General features: G+C 73.1%; 11 protein-coding genes. 8 read left to right on the forward strand and 3 right to left on the reverse strand.

What is annotated here, in order from left to right; genetic code table 11:
- Window positions 1–10: 10 nt before the first annotated feature.
- Window positions 11–424 carry an FKBP-type peptidyl-prolyl cis-trans isomerase gene (locus N8I86_RS32140; protein WP_073891233.1) on the reverse strand — a complete coding sequence of 138 codons (414 nt, stop codon included), beginning with the start codon at window positions 422–424 and terminating at the stop codon, window positions 11–13.
- A 255-nt stretch (window positions 425–679) separates the two neighbouring features.
- On the opposite strand from N8I86_RS32140, the gene panD reads away from it, so the two are divergent.
- Entirely contained in the window at window positions 680–1,099 is a 420-nt protein-coding gene (gene panD / locus N8I86_RS32145) for an aspartate 1-decarboxylase (RefSeq protein WP_073891232.1), read from the forward strand.
- Between the two features lie 32 nt (window positions 1,100–1,131).
- Window positions 1,132–1,476 carry a GNAT family N-acetyltransferase gene (locus N8I86_RS32150; RefSeq protein ID WP_073891230.1) on the forward strand — a complete coding sequence of 115 codons (345 nt, stop codon included), beginning with the start codon at window positions 1,132–1,134 and terminating at the stop codon, window positions 1,474–1,476.
- Between the two features lie 547 nt (window positions 1,477–2,023).
- Here the strand turns inward: N8I86_RS32150 and gndA are convergent.
- Window positions 2,024–3,463, reverse strand: a complete 1,440-nt coding sequence (gndA, locus tag N8I86_RS32155) for an NADP-dependent phosphogluconate dehydrogenase (RefSeq protein ID WP_073891226.1) — start codon at window positions 3,461–3,463, stop codon at window positions 2,024–2,026.
- 271 nt (window positions 3,464–3,734) lie between these two features.
- Between gndA and N8I86_RS32160 the strand changes: the two genes are divergently transcribed.
- Complete coding sequence (locus N8I86_RS32160; RefSeq protein WP_073891224.1) at window positions 3,735–4,928, forward strand: transglycosylase family protein; 1,194 nt, start codon at window positions 3,735–3,737, stop codon at window positions 4,926–4,928.
- Here the strand turns inward: N8I86_RS32160 and N8I86_RS32165 are convergent.
- The gene (locus N8I86_RS32165) at window positions 4,918–6,219 is read right to left on the reverse strand and encodes a DMT family transporter (RefSeq protein WP_263279343.1); all 1,302 of its coding nucleotides are present in this window, start codon (window positions 6,217–6,219) and stop codon (window positions 4,918–4,920) included. The genes N8I86_RS32160 and N8I86_RS32165 overlap by 11 nt on opposite strands.
- Before the next feature lie 252 nt (window positions 6,220–6,471).
- Here N8I86_RS32165 and N8I86_RS32170 point away from each other — a divergent pair, with 252 nt between their 5' ends.
- The 5 genes from N8I86_RS32170 to N8I86_RS32190 all read left to right on the forward strand — a co-directional run bounded on the left by N8I86_RS32170 (window position 6,472) and on the right by N8I86_RS32190 (window position 13,649).
- The gene (locus tag N8I86_RS32170; RefSeq protein ID WP_263279344.1) at window positions 6,472–7,251 is read left to right on the forward strand and encodes a (2Fe-2S)-binding protein; all 780 of its coding nucleotides are present in this window, start codon (window positions 6,472–6,474) and stop codon (window positions 7,249–7,251) included.
- 41 nt (window positions 7,252–7,292) lie between these two features.
- Window positions 7,293–8,453, forward strand: coding sequence for a glycogen synthase (gene glgA, locus N8I86_RS32175; protein ID WP_263279345.1), 1,161 nt, complete (start codon window positions 7,293–7,295; stop codon window positions 8,451–8,453).
- 49 nt (window positions 8,454–8,502) lie between these two features.
- Window positions 8,503–9,723 carry a glucose-1-phosphate adenylyltransferase gene (glgC, locus tag N8I86_RS32180; protein WP_263279346.1) on the forward strand — a complete coding sequence of 407 codons (1,221 nt, stop codon included), beginning with the start codon at window positions 8,503–8,505 and terminating at the stop codon, window positions 9,721–9,723.
- A 124-nt stretch (window positions 9,724–9,847) separates the two neighbouring features.
- Window positions 9,848–12,169, forward strand: a complete 2,322-nt coding sequence (locus N8I86_RS32185) for a GH92 family glycosyl hydrolase (protein ID WP_263279347.1) — start codon at window positions 9,848–9,850, stop codon at window positions 12,167–12,169.
- Window positions 12,170–12,317: 148 nt separating this feature from the next.
- Entirely contained in the window at window positions 12,318–13,649 is a 1,332-nt protein-coding gene (locus N8I86_RS32190; protein ID WP_073891214.1) for a wax ester/triacylglycerol synthase family O-acyltransferase, read from the forward strand.
- The last annotated feature ends 472 nt before the right edge of the window (window positions 13,650–14,121 follow it).

Genomic DNA, 14,121 nt, shown 5'->3' on the forward strand with positions numbered 1-14,121 from the left:
GGAGGAGCGGTCAGGGGTGCTGGGCGTTGCTCCACCCGGCTGTGCTGGAGTACGAGTCCAGCAGGTCCACCACGAAGACCAGGGTCGAGCCCGCCGGGATCAACGGTGAGGGCGACTGCTTGCCGTAGCCGAGACGCGGGGGAACGATGATCTCGCGCCGACCGCCGACCTTCATCCCCCTCACCCCCCGGTCCCAGCCCTTGATGACCTTGCCACTGCCCAGGGCGAACTTGAACGGACGGCTCCGGTCCCAGGAGGAATCGAACTCCTTCCCGGACTCGAAGGTCACCCCGACGTAGTGAACCCTGACCACCATGCCCGGCTTCACCTCGGCCCCGTCCCCGACGATCAGGTCCCGGACGGTGAGCTCGGTAGGAGCGTCACCCTCCGGAACGTCCACCTCGGGCTTCGTCGGTTCACTCATCGCAGCCTCATCACTCTCCGTCGGAAGCCGTTGCCCGGACCGGCCGGACACATGGACACTCCATGCAGCAGATGGCCACGCTACCGAGAATGCCGGTCCTCGGAGCACACCGGATCCAGCGGCCACGAGTGAATCAGTACGAGCCTCGCAGAACATGGGGAGAACCCTCCGGGCAAGCGACTGGTTGTAAGGTGTGGAGACAGCCCTTGACCTGCGAAAGCGCAGGCAGGGAGCAGACAGATCGGGAGTTTCTCCGTGTTCCGTACCATGTTCAAGTCCAAGATCCACCGTGCCACCGTCACCCAGGCCGACCTGCACTACGTGGGATCGGTGACCATCGACGCGGATCTGCTCGACGCCGCCGACCTGCTGCCCGGCGAGCTGGTGCACATCGTCGACATCACCAACGGCGCCCGGCTGGAGACGTACGTCATCGAGGGCGAGCGCGGTTCCGGGGTGATCGGGATCAACGGGGCCGCCGCCCACCTCGTGCACCCCGGCGATCTGGTGATCATCATCAGTTACGCTCAGGTCAGCGACGCCGAGGCACGGCAGTTGCGGCCGCGGGTCGTGCATGTCGACGCCGGCAACCGGATCGTGTCCCTCGGCGCCGACCCGTCCGAGCCGGTACCCGGCTCCGACCAGCAGCGCAGCCCGCAGGCCGTAGGGGCCTGAGCGGCGGACCAGGACCAGGAGCGTGCGTGCCCATGAGCGAGATCGAGATTCGCGACGACCGGGCGGCGGGCCGCCTGGAGGCCGTCGGCGACGGTGAAGTCGTCGGCCGTATCGAGTACTTCGTCCTGGAGTCGCCGGCGCGCGCCCTGGTCCCGGTCCACACGATCGTCGAGCCCGCCCACGAGGGCAAGGGCATCGCCGGTTCACTCGCCCGCGAGCTGTACGCCGTCGCCGAGCGCGAGGGCGTCCCCGTGGCCCCGCTCTGCCCGTACGTCGTCAAGTGGGCCGAACGCCACCCCGACGTGGCCGGCCAGGCCGACCCCCGGCTGCTGGCGGCGGCGAAGGACTGGCTGCGGGCCCACCCCGGGAAGTTCTGAGAGCGCACCCAGGACCCCGGCGGACCCCGGCGGACCCCGGCCGTGCGAGCGGATGCGAGTCGGTGACCGGGCGTGCTGCCCCCGGGTGAGTGGCCGAGCGGGTGCCGGGTAGGCGGGGGAGTAGTCCAGAGGCGACGTACGGCGACTGCCCGGAGGACACGATGACGAATCCGTACCCCGACCCCGCACCGCCGGGACCGGTACCCGGTCCGGGCCCGACACCGCCGGACCCGTACCCCAGCCCCGTGCCGCCGCCGGAGCCGGGCCCCCAGCCCACACCGCCGGGCCCCGGCCCGGAACCCACGCCCCCCGCACCGGGCCCCGACCCGACCCCGCCGCCGGCACCACCGGCCCCGGGCCCGCCGGAGCCCTCACCGTCCCCGATCCCACCGGGCCCCGAACCGGTACCGAGCCCGGAACCGGGCCCACCACTCACCTGACGCCCCGCGAGGGCGGGGGCGCCGTCGGCCGGGGACTCCGTCGCCGTGGCCGGGGTGCGGCGCTTGCCGTACCCCCGGCCGTCGGCGGCGGAACCGATCCCCGCTCCCTACGCCGTGACCTCCGACCGGTCCCCGCCCCACAGGGTGTGGAACGTGCCGTCGCGGTCCACGCGGCGGTACGTGTGCGCGCCGAAGAAGTCACGCTGGCCCTGGGTGAGCGCCGCGGGCAGCCGTTCCGCGCGCAGGGCGTCGTAGTACGCGAGCGCCGCCGCGAAGCCCGGCGTCGGCACGCCCTGCCGGGTCGCCGCGATGATCACCTCGCGCCAGTCGTCCTGCGCCTCGGCGATCTCCCGGGCGAACGTCTCGTCCGACAGCAGGCTCGGCAGCTCGGCGCGGGCGTCGTACGCGGCGCGGATGCGGTCGAGGAAGGCCGCGCGGATGATGCAGCCACCGCGCCAGATGGACGCCACCTGACCGAGGTCGATGTCCCAGCCGTACTCCTCGCTGCCCGCGCTGATCTCGTGGAAGCCCTGGGTGTACGACACGATCTTGGACGCGTACAGCGCCTGCTCGACCCGGTCCGCGAAGGCCGCCGCCTCCGACTCGCTCAGCGGGGACGCCGTGGGCCCGGCGAGGTCCCGCGAGGCCTCCCGCAGCGCCGCGTGGCCCGACAGGGAGCGCGCGAAGACCGCCTCGGCGATGCCGGACACCGGAACACCCAGGTCGAGGGCGATCTGGACGGTCCAGCGGCCGGTGCCCTTCTGCTCGGCCTGGTCGACCACGACGTCCACGAACGGCTTGCCGGTCGCCGCGTCCACGTGGGACAGCACCTCGGCGGTGATCTCGATCAGGTACGAGTCCAGCCGGCCCGTGTTCCAGGTGCGGAAGATGTCCGCGATCTGCGCGGGCGAGTACCCGGCGACGTCGCGCAGCAGCTGGTAGGCCTCGCCGATCAGCTGCATGTCGGCGTACTCGATGCCGTTGTGGACCATCTTCACGAAGTGTCCGGCACCGTCGGGACCACAGTGCGTGACACAGGGGGCGCCGTCCTTGGCCTTCGCGGAGATCTTCTCCAGCATCGGGCCGAGGCTTTCGTACGACTCCTTCGACCCGCCCGGCATGATGCTCGGCCCGTGCAGGGCGCCCTCCTCACCGCCGGAGACACCCGTGCCGACGAAGTGGATGCCCCGCTCGCGCAGCTCCCGCTCCCGGCGCCGGGTGTCCGCGAAGTGCGCGTTGCCACCGTCGATGATCATGTCGCCGGGCTCCAGGAGCGGCGCGAACTCGCGGATCACCGCGTCCGTCGGCTCGCCCGCCTTGACCATGATCACCAGTCGGCGCGGGCGTTCCAGCGCCGCCACGAACTCCTCGGCGGTCTCGGTCCCGATGAAGTCGCCCTCGCTCCCGAACTCCTCCACCAGCGCCTTCGTCCGTGTCGCCGTACGGTTGTGCACGGCGACGGTGTAGCCGTTGCGCGCGAAGTTACGGGCGAGGTTGCGTCCCATGACCGCGAGTCCCGTGACGCCGATCTGCGCTGAAGTGCTCATACCGCCTGCTCCTAAGCTGCCTCGTGACTACGGCTCCGTAAGTAGGGGCCCTCGCCCATCCTGACGTGCCGGTACGGCGAGCGCACATCCGACCCGCCACGCTTGATTACGCGGCGACGGCGCCCAGTGCCTCAGTCTTTCGTGATCCCGTCCAAGGAGCGGCCGTTACCGGCCACTTGGCAGGGATGCGCGGCTGAATTTCTGTCTTGTCATGGCCTGTTCGCCGCGCTTACTTTTGCCCCTCCTGACGCATGCCGAGGGGATTTCGGACATGGCCGTACGCGGCCGGCACCGCCGGTACCAGCCGAACAGGATCAACCGCGCCTCACTCACTGTCACGGCCGGCGGCGCCGGACTCGCGATCCCGCTGGTCGCCGCCGGCACGGCGGACGCCGCCGACGCGGCCACCTGGAACAAGGTCGCCGCCTGCGAGTCCAGCGGCAACTGGAGCATCAACACCGGCAACGGCTACTACGGCGGGCTGCAGTTCACCCAGTCCACCTGGGAGGCCTACGGCGGCACCCGGTACGCGCCGCGCGCGGACCTGGCGTCCCGGGACGCGCAGATCGCCGTCGCCGAGAAGGTGCTCGACGGGCAGGGGCCGGGCGCCTGGCCGGTGTGCTCGGTTCGGGCCGGACTGACCCGGGGCGGCCCGGAGCCGGACGTCCACACGGAGAGCACCACCGCGCACCCGGCGCGCAGCGGCTCGGCCCAGGGCCACTCCGTGCGGGACGTACAGCCGCAGACCACCCCGCAGTCCCGCGCGGGCCGTGCCGAGATGTACACGGTCGTGCACGGCGACACCCTCTCCGGCATCGCCGGCGACCACCACGTCCGGGGCGGATGGCGGCAGTTGTACGCCGACAACCGGACGACGATCGGCGCCGACCCCGACCTGATCATGCCGGGTCAGCGGCTCGACCTGCACCCCACGCCCACGGCGCCCGACAGCCACACCCCGGCCAAGCCGCCGAAGCGCAAGGGCCCTTCACCGAAGCCGAAGACGAAGACCAAGCCGCCGTCGGAGAAGAAGGAACCCGCGCACCACACGCCGGGCGGGCACGGGCTGGTCGCGCCGGTGCACGCGTCCATCGGCACCGGGTACCACGTGGCGGGCTCCCACTGGTCGAAGGGGTACCACACCGGCGTCGACTTCCTCGTACCGACCGGTACCTCCGTGCAGGCGGCCGAGGCGGGGCAGGTCGTGTCCGCGGGATGGGGCGGTTCCTACGGCTACCAGGTGGTGCTCCGGCACACCGACGGCCGCTACACCCAGTACGCCCACCTGTCCGCGATCTCCGTGCGGGCCGGTCAGCACGTCACCGCGGGCCGGCGCATCGGCCGCTCCGGATCCACGGGCAACGTCACCGGCCCGCACCTGCACTTCGAGGTGCGCACCGGCCCCGGCTTCGGCTCGGACATCGACCCGCTCGCCTATCTGCGGGCCGGCGGCGTCAGGATCTGACGCGCGTGCGGCTCCGGCCCGTCGCCGGCCGCGGCACGTAGATACCGAGGGGCGCCGTCCACAGCACCGGGGGCAGGCCGCCGGCCGGCGGTCCGCCGCCGTTGGCGTCCGCCGTCCCGTCGCCGGGACCCGGGCCGGGCAGCAGCAGTTCCCGAAAGACGGGGTCGACGGGCTCGGTCCACCGGAGTCCGGCCGGCTCGCCCGGCAGTGCCCCGGCCGGCTCGACCTGCTGGACCAGAACCGGTTCGCCCGGTTCACGGGGGCCGGCCACCACCTCGCCCGCCGACCGCTGCGGCGGGACGGTGAGGGGAGCGGGGACGGGAGCGGCATGCACGGCGGCGGAAGCGGCCGGCTCGGCGGAAGCGGACTTCGGCACCGAGGGCACCGCGGCGGTCTCCGGGCCCGTGGGCAGTGCGGCCGTCTCCGGTACCGAAGGCGTTCCCACGGACTGCGCCGACGAGGGCGTCTCCAGACGCTCGGACGTCAGCAGGATCAGGCCGCCCGCCGCCACCACACCGCAGCCCAGCGCCAGCACCGTGCCCGTGCTGCCGTAGCGGAACGTCTCGCCGAACATCAGGATGCCCACCGCGGCCGCCAGCACCGGGTTGACGACGGTCAGCGTGGCCAGCGGCGCGGCCAGGCCGCCGCCCCGGTAGGAGGTCTGCGACAGCATCACCCCGGCCGTGGCGAACAGGCCGATCACCGCGAGGGAGGACAGCTCGCCCAGTCCGATGCCACGGGTCCAGTCCACGGCGACGGTCTTGGTGAACACCGACGACATGCCGAACGCCGTGCCCGAGGCGACGGCGAGCAGCACGCTGCGCACCGCGGGGTGCCGGTGCGCGGCGAGTCCGGCGCACATCAGGGCCACCACGGCCCCGCCCGTGATCAGGGCGACGGCCACCCGCTGGGCGGCGTCGAGGGAGTGCACGTCGGAGACCCCGACCAGGGACAGCAGGCCGGCGAGGCCGGCCGTGGCCATCAGGGCACCGCGCCAGGCGGTCGATCCGGCCCGGCGGCCGACGAACAGCGTGGCCATGGGCAGCGCGAAGACGATGGTCAGCGCGCCCAGCGGCTGCACCAGGCTGAGCGGGCCGTAGGCCAGCGCGACGACGTGCAGGACGCCGCCGAGGCCGTTCAGCGCCAGCGCCCCCCACCAGCCGGTCCGGCGCAGCGGCAGGTACGCGCTGTCGGGGGAGGACACCGCGACACGCTCCTGCACGATCGCTCCGCCCGCGTACGCGAGGGCGGACACGAACGACAGGAGCACGGACAACGCGAGGGCGCTCATCGGCGTCTCCCCTGCGTGGGGCGGGGGCCCCGGCCCCGCGTGAGACGCGGACGCGGAGCCCGGCGCTGCGGACGGTCGGCTTCCATGACCAACACTCTGCCCGCCCGAGGGCTTCCCGTCGTCGTCCCTGAGCACGCAATGGGTCCTACTGCCGATGGAGTACACCAGCCGTCCGATCATCCCCTGGGCGGGCGACACGGGGTGGAGACCCGCGCGGCGGACCCGCGACCGTACCTGGTAGCAGTACCTGTCGTGGACCTCGACCCCGAACTCGCCGCCCTCCGCCTGCTCGGCGGCTTCTCCGTCCTGCGGACCGTCCCGCGGACGGCCGGAGCCACCGGACCGGCCGAAGCCACCGGAACACCGGGCACCCGACGGCTGCCGACCCTCGCCGAGGTCTACGCACCGGCGGCCCCGGCCGCGCACCCCGATGCGCTGGCGCTGCGCGTCGCGACGGTCGCGGACCGGCTGCGCACCCCGGAGCCGCGGGTGGCCGCCTCCATCGCCCAGCAGGGGCTGGCCGCCCGGCTGTGGTCGGTGTCCCTCGGCTGCGCCGTCCTGTACGGCCAGGTGCCCGACCTCGATCCGGGACTGCTCCACTGGGATCCCCTCGCGTCCGCCCCCGACGACCTGTGGCTCGCCGAACTGCGCCCGCTGCCCGGTGACGCGGCCACCGTCGCCGCCACCGTGCTGCACGGCCATCTGGAGCCGCTGGCCGCCGCCCTGAGGGCGCGCCACGGCGTCGCGGCCGGCCTGCTGTGGGGCAACGCGGGCTCCGCGCTCGCCGGGGCGGCCCGGGAACTGGGGCGCTGGGCCCGCGCCCACGGCCGTACCGACGTCGCGGCACGGGCCCGGGGCCTGACGGACGAACTCTTCGCCCACCCCCTCCTGCGCCCCACCGGCACCCGCGCCGGCACCGCCTTCCGCCGCCGCAGCTGCTGCCTGTACTACCGGGTCCCGGGCGGCGGGGTGTGCGGCGACTGCTGCTTCGCCCGGCCGCCGCGCTCTTCCCCAGGGGCCGCATCTGGGTGACCATGAAAGGGAACGTGTCACCGAGACCAGGGGGTTGTCGGGTGCGAGTGGGACTGCTGACCCGGGAGTACCCCCCGGACGTGTACGGCGGCGCCGGTGTCCATGTCGAGTTCCTCGCACGGGAGTTGGCCTCCCTGGTGGACCTGGAGGTGCACAGCTGGGGCGAGGGCCGCGGCGTGGGCGTCGTACGGCACCGGCCCTGGTCCGTCCTCGACGGCTCCAACGACGCGCTGCGCACCTTCTCCGTGGACCTCTCCATCGCCGCCGCCCTCGAAGGCCGCGACCTCGTCCACTCGCACACCTGGTACGCCAACCTCGCCGGCCATCTCGCCAAGCTGCTGTACGGCGTCCCGCACGTCGTCACCGCGCACTCGCTGGAGCCGCTGCGGCCGTGGAAGGCGGAGCAACTGGGCGGCGGGTACGCGCTGTCCGGCTGGGCCGAGCGCACCGCGATCGAGGCCGCCGACGCGGTGATCGCCGTCTCGGGCGCCATGCGCGAGGACATCCTCGCCTGCTACCCGGCGCTCGACCCGGCCCGGGTCCACGTCGTGCACAACGGCATCGACACCCGGCTCTACCGCCCCGACCACGGCACCGACGCCCTCACCCGGCACGGCATCGACCCCGCGCGGCCGTACGTGCTGTTCGTCGGCCGGATCACCCGGCAGAAGGGCGTGCCCCATCTGCTGCGTGCCGTACGGGAGATCGACGCGGGGGCCCAGGTGGTCCTGTGCGCGGGGGCGCCGGACACCCCGGAGATCGACCGGGAGTTCCGCGAGCTGTACGAGGAACTGAGCCGGGTCCGCGAGGGCGTGTTCTGGATCCCGCAGATGCTGCCCCGTCCCGAGGTCATCCAACTCCTCACGCACGCCGCCGTGTTCGTCTGCCCGTCGGTGTACGAACCGCTCGGCATCGTCAATCTGGAGGCGATGGCCTGCGGCACCCCGGTCGTCGCCTCCCGGGTCGGCGGAATCCCCGAGGTCGTGGACGACGGCCGTACCGGCCTCCTGGTGGAACCGGCCGACGACGCCAGCACGTTCGAGGCGGGCCTCGCCCGGGCACTGGACACCGTGCTCGCGGACCGGGACGCGGCCGGGCGGATGGGGGAGGCCGGACGGGAGCGCGCCGTCGGCGAGTTCGGCTGGGACGCGGTGGCCCGGCGCACGGCCGGGCTGTACGAGGAGATCCTCAAGCAGGCTTAGTCCGGCCCGCTCGGGGCATCCATGGATATCCAGGGTGAGGGGAGACGCCATGCGTCGTGGTGGGCCTTCGGTTCTCGGGATCGTGCTGGCGGGCGGGGAGGGGAAGCGGCTGATGCCGCTCACCGCGGACCGCGCCAAACCGGCCGTCACCTTCGGCGGGACGTACCGTCTGGTCGACTTCGTCCTGTCCAATCTCGTCAACGCCGACGTGCTGCGGATCTGTGTGCTCACCCAGTACAAGTCGCACTCGCTGGACCGGCACATCACCACCACCTGGCGGATGTCCAGTCTGCTCGGCAACTACGTCACGCCGGTCCCGGCCCAGCAGCGGCTCGGCCCGCGCTGGTACCTGGGCAGCGCCGACGCGATCCTGCAGTCCCTGAACCTGGTCCACGACGAACAGCCCGAGTACGTAGCCGTGTTCGGCGCCGACCACGTCTACCGGATGGACCCCCGGCAGATGCTCCGCCAGCACATCGAGGGCGGGGCGGGGGTGACGGTGGCCGGCATCCGGGTGCCGCGCGCGGAGTCCTCGTCCTTCGGCGTGATCACCCCGGGCTCGGACGGTCGCGCGGTCCAGCGCTTCCTGGAGAAGCCGGCCGACCCGCCCGGACTGGCGGACGACCCCGAGTGCGTGTTCGCCTCGATGGGCAACTACGTCTTCACCACCAAGGCCCTCGTCGAGGCCCTGCACCGGGACGCCGAGGACAGCGAGTCCGTGCACGACATGGGCGGCTCGATCCTGCCCCAGCTCACCGCGCGCGGCGACGCCCAGTTGTACGACTTCAGCGACAACCACGTGCCCGGCGAGACGACACGCGACCAGGGCTACTGGCGGGACGTCGGCACCCTCGACGCCTACTACGAGGCGCACATGGACCTGATCGCCGAGCGGCCCGCCTTCAACCTCTACAACCGGCAGTGGCCCATCTACACGCACTCCTACCAGCTCTCCCCGGCACGCTTCAACGCGGGCGGCATCGCGAGCGAGTCCATCATCAGCGCGGGCTGCCTGATCCGCGGTCAGGTCACCCGCTCGGTGCTCTCACCGGGCGTCCGGGTCGACCCGGGCGCGGTCGTGCAGGGATCGGTCCTCCACGACAACGTCCGCATCGGCCGGGGCGCGGTCGTCCGCGGCGCCGTACTGGACAAGAACGTCGAGGTCCCGCCCGGCGCGACGATCGGCGTCAACCCGGAGCGGGACGCCGAGCTGTACACCGTCTCCAAGTGCGGGGTCATCGCGCTGGGCAAGGGCCAGCGGGTCCCCTAGCCGCCCGGGGCGCCCGCCCCGCCGCCGCGACGCGTTTCGTGTAATCCCTTCAGAATGCCCGGATTTGCGCCCTCCGCCCCTCAGGATGCAGGCAACGATGTCGAACCTGCGGAGGTCATCCGACATGAGAGGGACCCGGCGCACACGGCTGTGCATGGCGGGGGTGATGGCGGCGTCCGCGCTGATCGCCACCCCCGCCGCACGCGCCGCCGAGCGGACCGACGGCCACCTCACCGACCTGGTCAACCCCCTGATCGGGAGCCAGAACGAGGGCAACACCTTCCCCGGCGCGGCCGTGCCCTTCGGCATGGTGCAGCTCTCCCCGGACACCGGGCACAGCACCGGCTACGACTACACGCAGAACCGTATCCGCGGGTTCTCGCTGGTCCATCTCTCGGGCGTCGGCTGCCGCATCGGTGGTGACCTGCCGGTGCTGCCCACGACCGGTGACGTCACGCAGACGGACTACGCCCGGTACGCCGCCCGGTTCTCGCACACGGACGAGCAGGCGAGCCCCGGCTATTACGGCGTCGGGCTCGCCTCCGGCGTCCGCGCCGAACTGACCGCCACCGCCCGCACCGGTGTGCAGCGTTACACGTTCCCCGCCACCGACAAGGCCAACGTCCTGCTGAACGCGGCCCAGTCGCTGCACAAGCCGGTCGCGAGCACGGTGGAGATCCTCGACGACCGCACGGTGCGCACCGAGATCACCGGCCACGGATTCTGCCGGGACACCGGCCCCTACACCGTCTACACGATCACCCGCTTCGACCGGCCCTTCACCGCGTACGGCACCTGGGACGGCTCCACCGTCACCCCGGGCGCCCGCAGCGGGCACGGCGGCGCCTACCTCCGCTTCGACACCACCCGGGACCGCACCGTCGAGGCGACCACCTCGCTGTCGTACGTCGACGCGCGCGGCGCCGCGACCAATCTGCGCGCCGAGGGCGGCCGGAGCTTCGACGCCGTGCGCGCCCGGGCCCGCGAGGAGTGGGAGCGCAGGCTCGCCGACGTCCGCGTCGAGGGCGGCACGCCCACCCTGCGCCGCACCTTCTACTCCTCGCTGTACCGGACGTTCCTCGCGCCCAACGTCGGCAGCGACGCCGACGGCCGCTACACCGGCTGGGACCGCCGTACCCATCGCGCCGACGGGTTCACGTACTACCAGAACTGGTCGCTGTGGGACACCTACCGCACCCAGGTCCAGCTGCTCGGCCTCCTCGCGCCGCGCGAGACACGGGACATGGCGCGGTCGCTGGTCGCGGTCGACGAGGACGGCGGCTGGCTGCCCAAGTGGGGCTACGGCCCCGTCGAGACGAACATCATGAGCGGCGACCCGGTCACCCCGTTCCTGACCACGGCCTACCATCTGGGGCTGCTCCGGGGCTTCGAGGAGCGGGCCTACCGCGCGCTGCGCAAGAACGCCGACGGCGTGCCGCCCGCCCAGTACATGGGCGTCGGCCGCGAGGCCAACGCCGAGTACCTCGCGCAGGGGTTCGCCCCGTACGTCAAGGGCAGGCCGTACGCCAAGATGGGGGACTCCGACTACCACCACGGCGCCTCGGTCACCCTCGAGTACGCGCTCTCCGACGCCATGCTCGCCCAGATGGCCCGCGGTCTCGGACACCACGGCGACGCCGCCCGGTACGCCGCCCGGTCCCGGAACTACCGCAACGTCTTCGACCCCGCCACCGGGTTCTTCCGCGCCCGCGACGCCGCCGGCGCCTTCACCGGCTCGCCCGACCCGGCCCGCGGCACCGGCTTCCACGAGGGCACCGCCTGGCAGTACCAGTGGCTCGTCCCGCAGGACCTGCCCGGCATGGTCGGCCTGATCGGCGGCAAGCGCGCGGCCAACGAGCGGCTGGACTCCTTCTTCGCCTACGACCGGCTGCTCGCCGACCCCGGGCGGACCGCCCGCGAGGTCTGGGTGCACGGCGACCCGTACGCGTACTACAACGCGGACAAGTACAACCCGCAGAACGAGCCCGACCTGATCGCGCCGTACACCTACCTGGCCACCGGCCAGCCCTGGAAGACCACGGACGTGGTGCACGCGGCGCTGACCCTGTTCACGGACACGCCCACCGGCATGACCGGCAACGACGACCTCGGCACCATGTCCGCCTGGAACGTGCTGTCGTCCATCGGCCTCTTCCCGATCCAGCCGGGCTACGACACCTGGGGCCTGTCCACCCCGGTCTTCGACCGTGTCCGTCTCAGCCTGGACCGGCGCTACTGGCCGAGCGGCGGGCTGACCGTAGCCGCGCCCGGCACCTCCGCCGCCGACCGGTACATCCAGACCGTCCGCACCGACGGGCGGACGCACACACGGACCTATCTGACGACGGCCGGGCTGCGCACCCTGCGCTCGCTCGCGTTCACGGTCGGCCCGCGCCCGTCGGAGTGGGGTACGTCACCCGAGGCGGCGCAACCCGTGTTGAGGTGACCTCCCCTGTCACTTGGGTCCCGCCTCTTTCGGCGGTGGCGGGACTTAATCTGCTGTTAACTGTGCGTAGCCTGATCGTACTTGACCGTAATCGGCTCACGGAGATTGACTGCAGATCCACCCCTACGTCGACGCGCGAGGCAAGCCCTTGACTTCCCATCTGCTCGCTCCCCTCGACCTGGCGTTCTGGAACATGGAGTCCGAACGGCATCCGATGCACCTCGGTGCGCTCGGCGTCTTCGGCGCGCACTCGCCCACGGCCGGCGCCCACGCCGCCGATCTGCTCGCGGCGCGCGCCGCCGCCGTACCGGGCCTGCGCATGCGCATCCGCGACGTCTGGCAGCCGCTCGCCTTCGGCGGCGCGGCCCGCGAGCCCGACCCGGACTTCGACCCGCTCCACCACGTCAGGCTGCACGCCCCGACCGCGGACTTCCACGAGGCCGCCGGACGGCTGATGGAGCGCCCGCTGGAGCGTGACCGGCCGCCGTGGGAGGCCCATGTGCTGCCCGGCGAGGACGGGGTGTCCTTCGCGGTGCTGTTCAAGTTCCACCACGCCCTCGCCGACGGGCTGCGCGCCCTGAAGCTCGCCGCCGGCGTGCTGGACCCGGTCGACCTCCCGTACTCCGCGCCCCGCGCCGCCGAGCCGCCGCGCGGTCTGCTGCCGGACGTGCGGGCGCTGCCCGGCCGTGTCCCCGAGCTGGTCAGGGGAGCGCTCTCGGACGTGGGCCGGGCCCTGGACATCGGCGCCTCGCTGGCCCGGTCCACGTTCGGGATGCGCCCGTCCTCCGCGCTGACCTCCGCGCCGAGCGGCACCCGCCGGACCGCCGGGGTCGTCCTCGACATCGACGACGTGCACCGGGTGCGCAAGAGCGTCGGCGGGACCGTCAACGACGTCCTCATCGCGGTCGTCGCCGGTGCGCTGCGCCGGTGGCTGGACGAGCGCGGCGACGGCAGCGAGGGGGTGGCGCCGCGCGCCCTCATCCCCGTCTCCCGGCGCCGCCCGCGCACCGCCCACCCACAGGGCAACCGGCTCTCCGGGTACCTGATACCGCTTCCGGTCGACGACCCCGATCCGCTCGCCCGCCTCGCCGCCGTGCGTACGGCGATGGTGCGCAACAAGGACGCGGGCCCCAACCGGGGTGCCGGGGCCGTCGCCCTGCTGGCCGACCACGTGCCGGCGTTCGCCCACCGGCTGGGCGGACCGCTCGTCGGCCAGGCCGCCCGGCTGTGGTTCGACATCCTGGTCACCAGCGTGCCGCTGCCCGGCCTCGGGCTCCGGCTCGGCGGGCACGACCTGACCGAGGTCTACCCGCTGGCCCCGCTGGCGCCCGGGCAGTCGCTGGCGGTCGCCATCTCGACGTACCGCGGCCACGTCCACTACGGCCTGGTCGCCGACGCGAAGGCGGTGCCGGACCTGGACGTGTTCGCGCGGGCGGTGTCGGACGAGGTGGAATCGCTCCTGATCGCCTGCGACGCGTAGGTACTCCGTCCGGCGCGGATGTGTGGGGCCCTTGCCGGCGGGGGCCGAGGGGGCCCCAGGAAGGTCCGGGACCGCGCGTCGCGGCGGCCGGTGAGCACCGGGCGCGGGAGGCACGGGGCGCCGGGCTGCGCCGGGTGGGCGCCCCGCCCGCGAGGGGCGGGGCGCCGCCGGTGACCCGCGGGGAAGTGCCCGCACCCGGCGCCGAGGGTGCGCGAGTGGGCATCGCGGTGGGCCCGGACCGTCGTCGGCCGGTGAAACCCGGTGGTCGCTGCCCGGGCGGGTCGTGGCGGCGCGCGCCTGGGGGTGCCGGCCTGGGGGCACAGCCGGTCTGCCGGCCGCGGCCGGGTGCCGGCGGCGACCCCACCGGGACGTGCGCACCCGGCGTCCACGGGGCGCGAGGGGACCGCCGTCGTCGGTGAGATCCGGCTCTCGCTGCCGGGCCGAGCCGGGATGCCCAGGGTGCCGGGCGGGG

Origin of the sequence: Streptomyces albidicamelliae (assembly GCF_025642175.1) — a bacterium.
GTDB lineage: Bacteria > Actinomycetota > Actinomycetes > Streptomycetales > Streptomycetaceae > Streptomyces > Streptomyces albidocamelliae.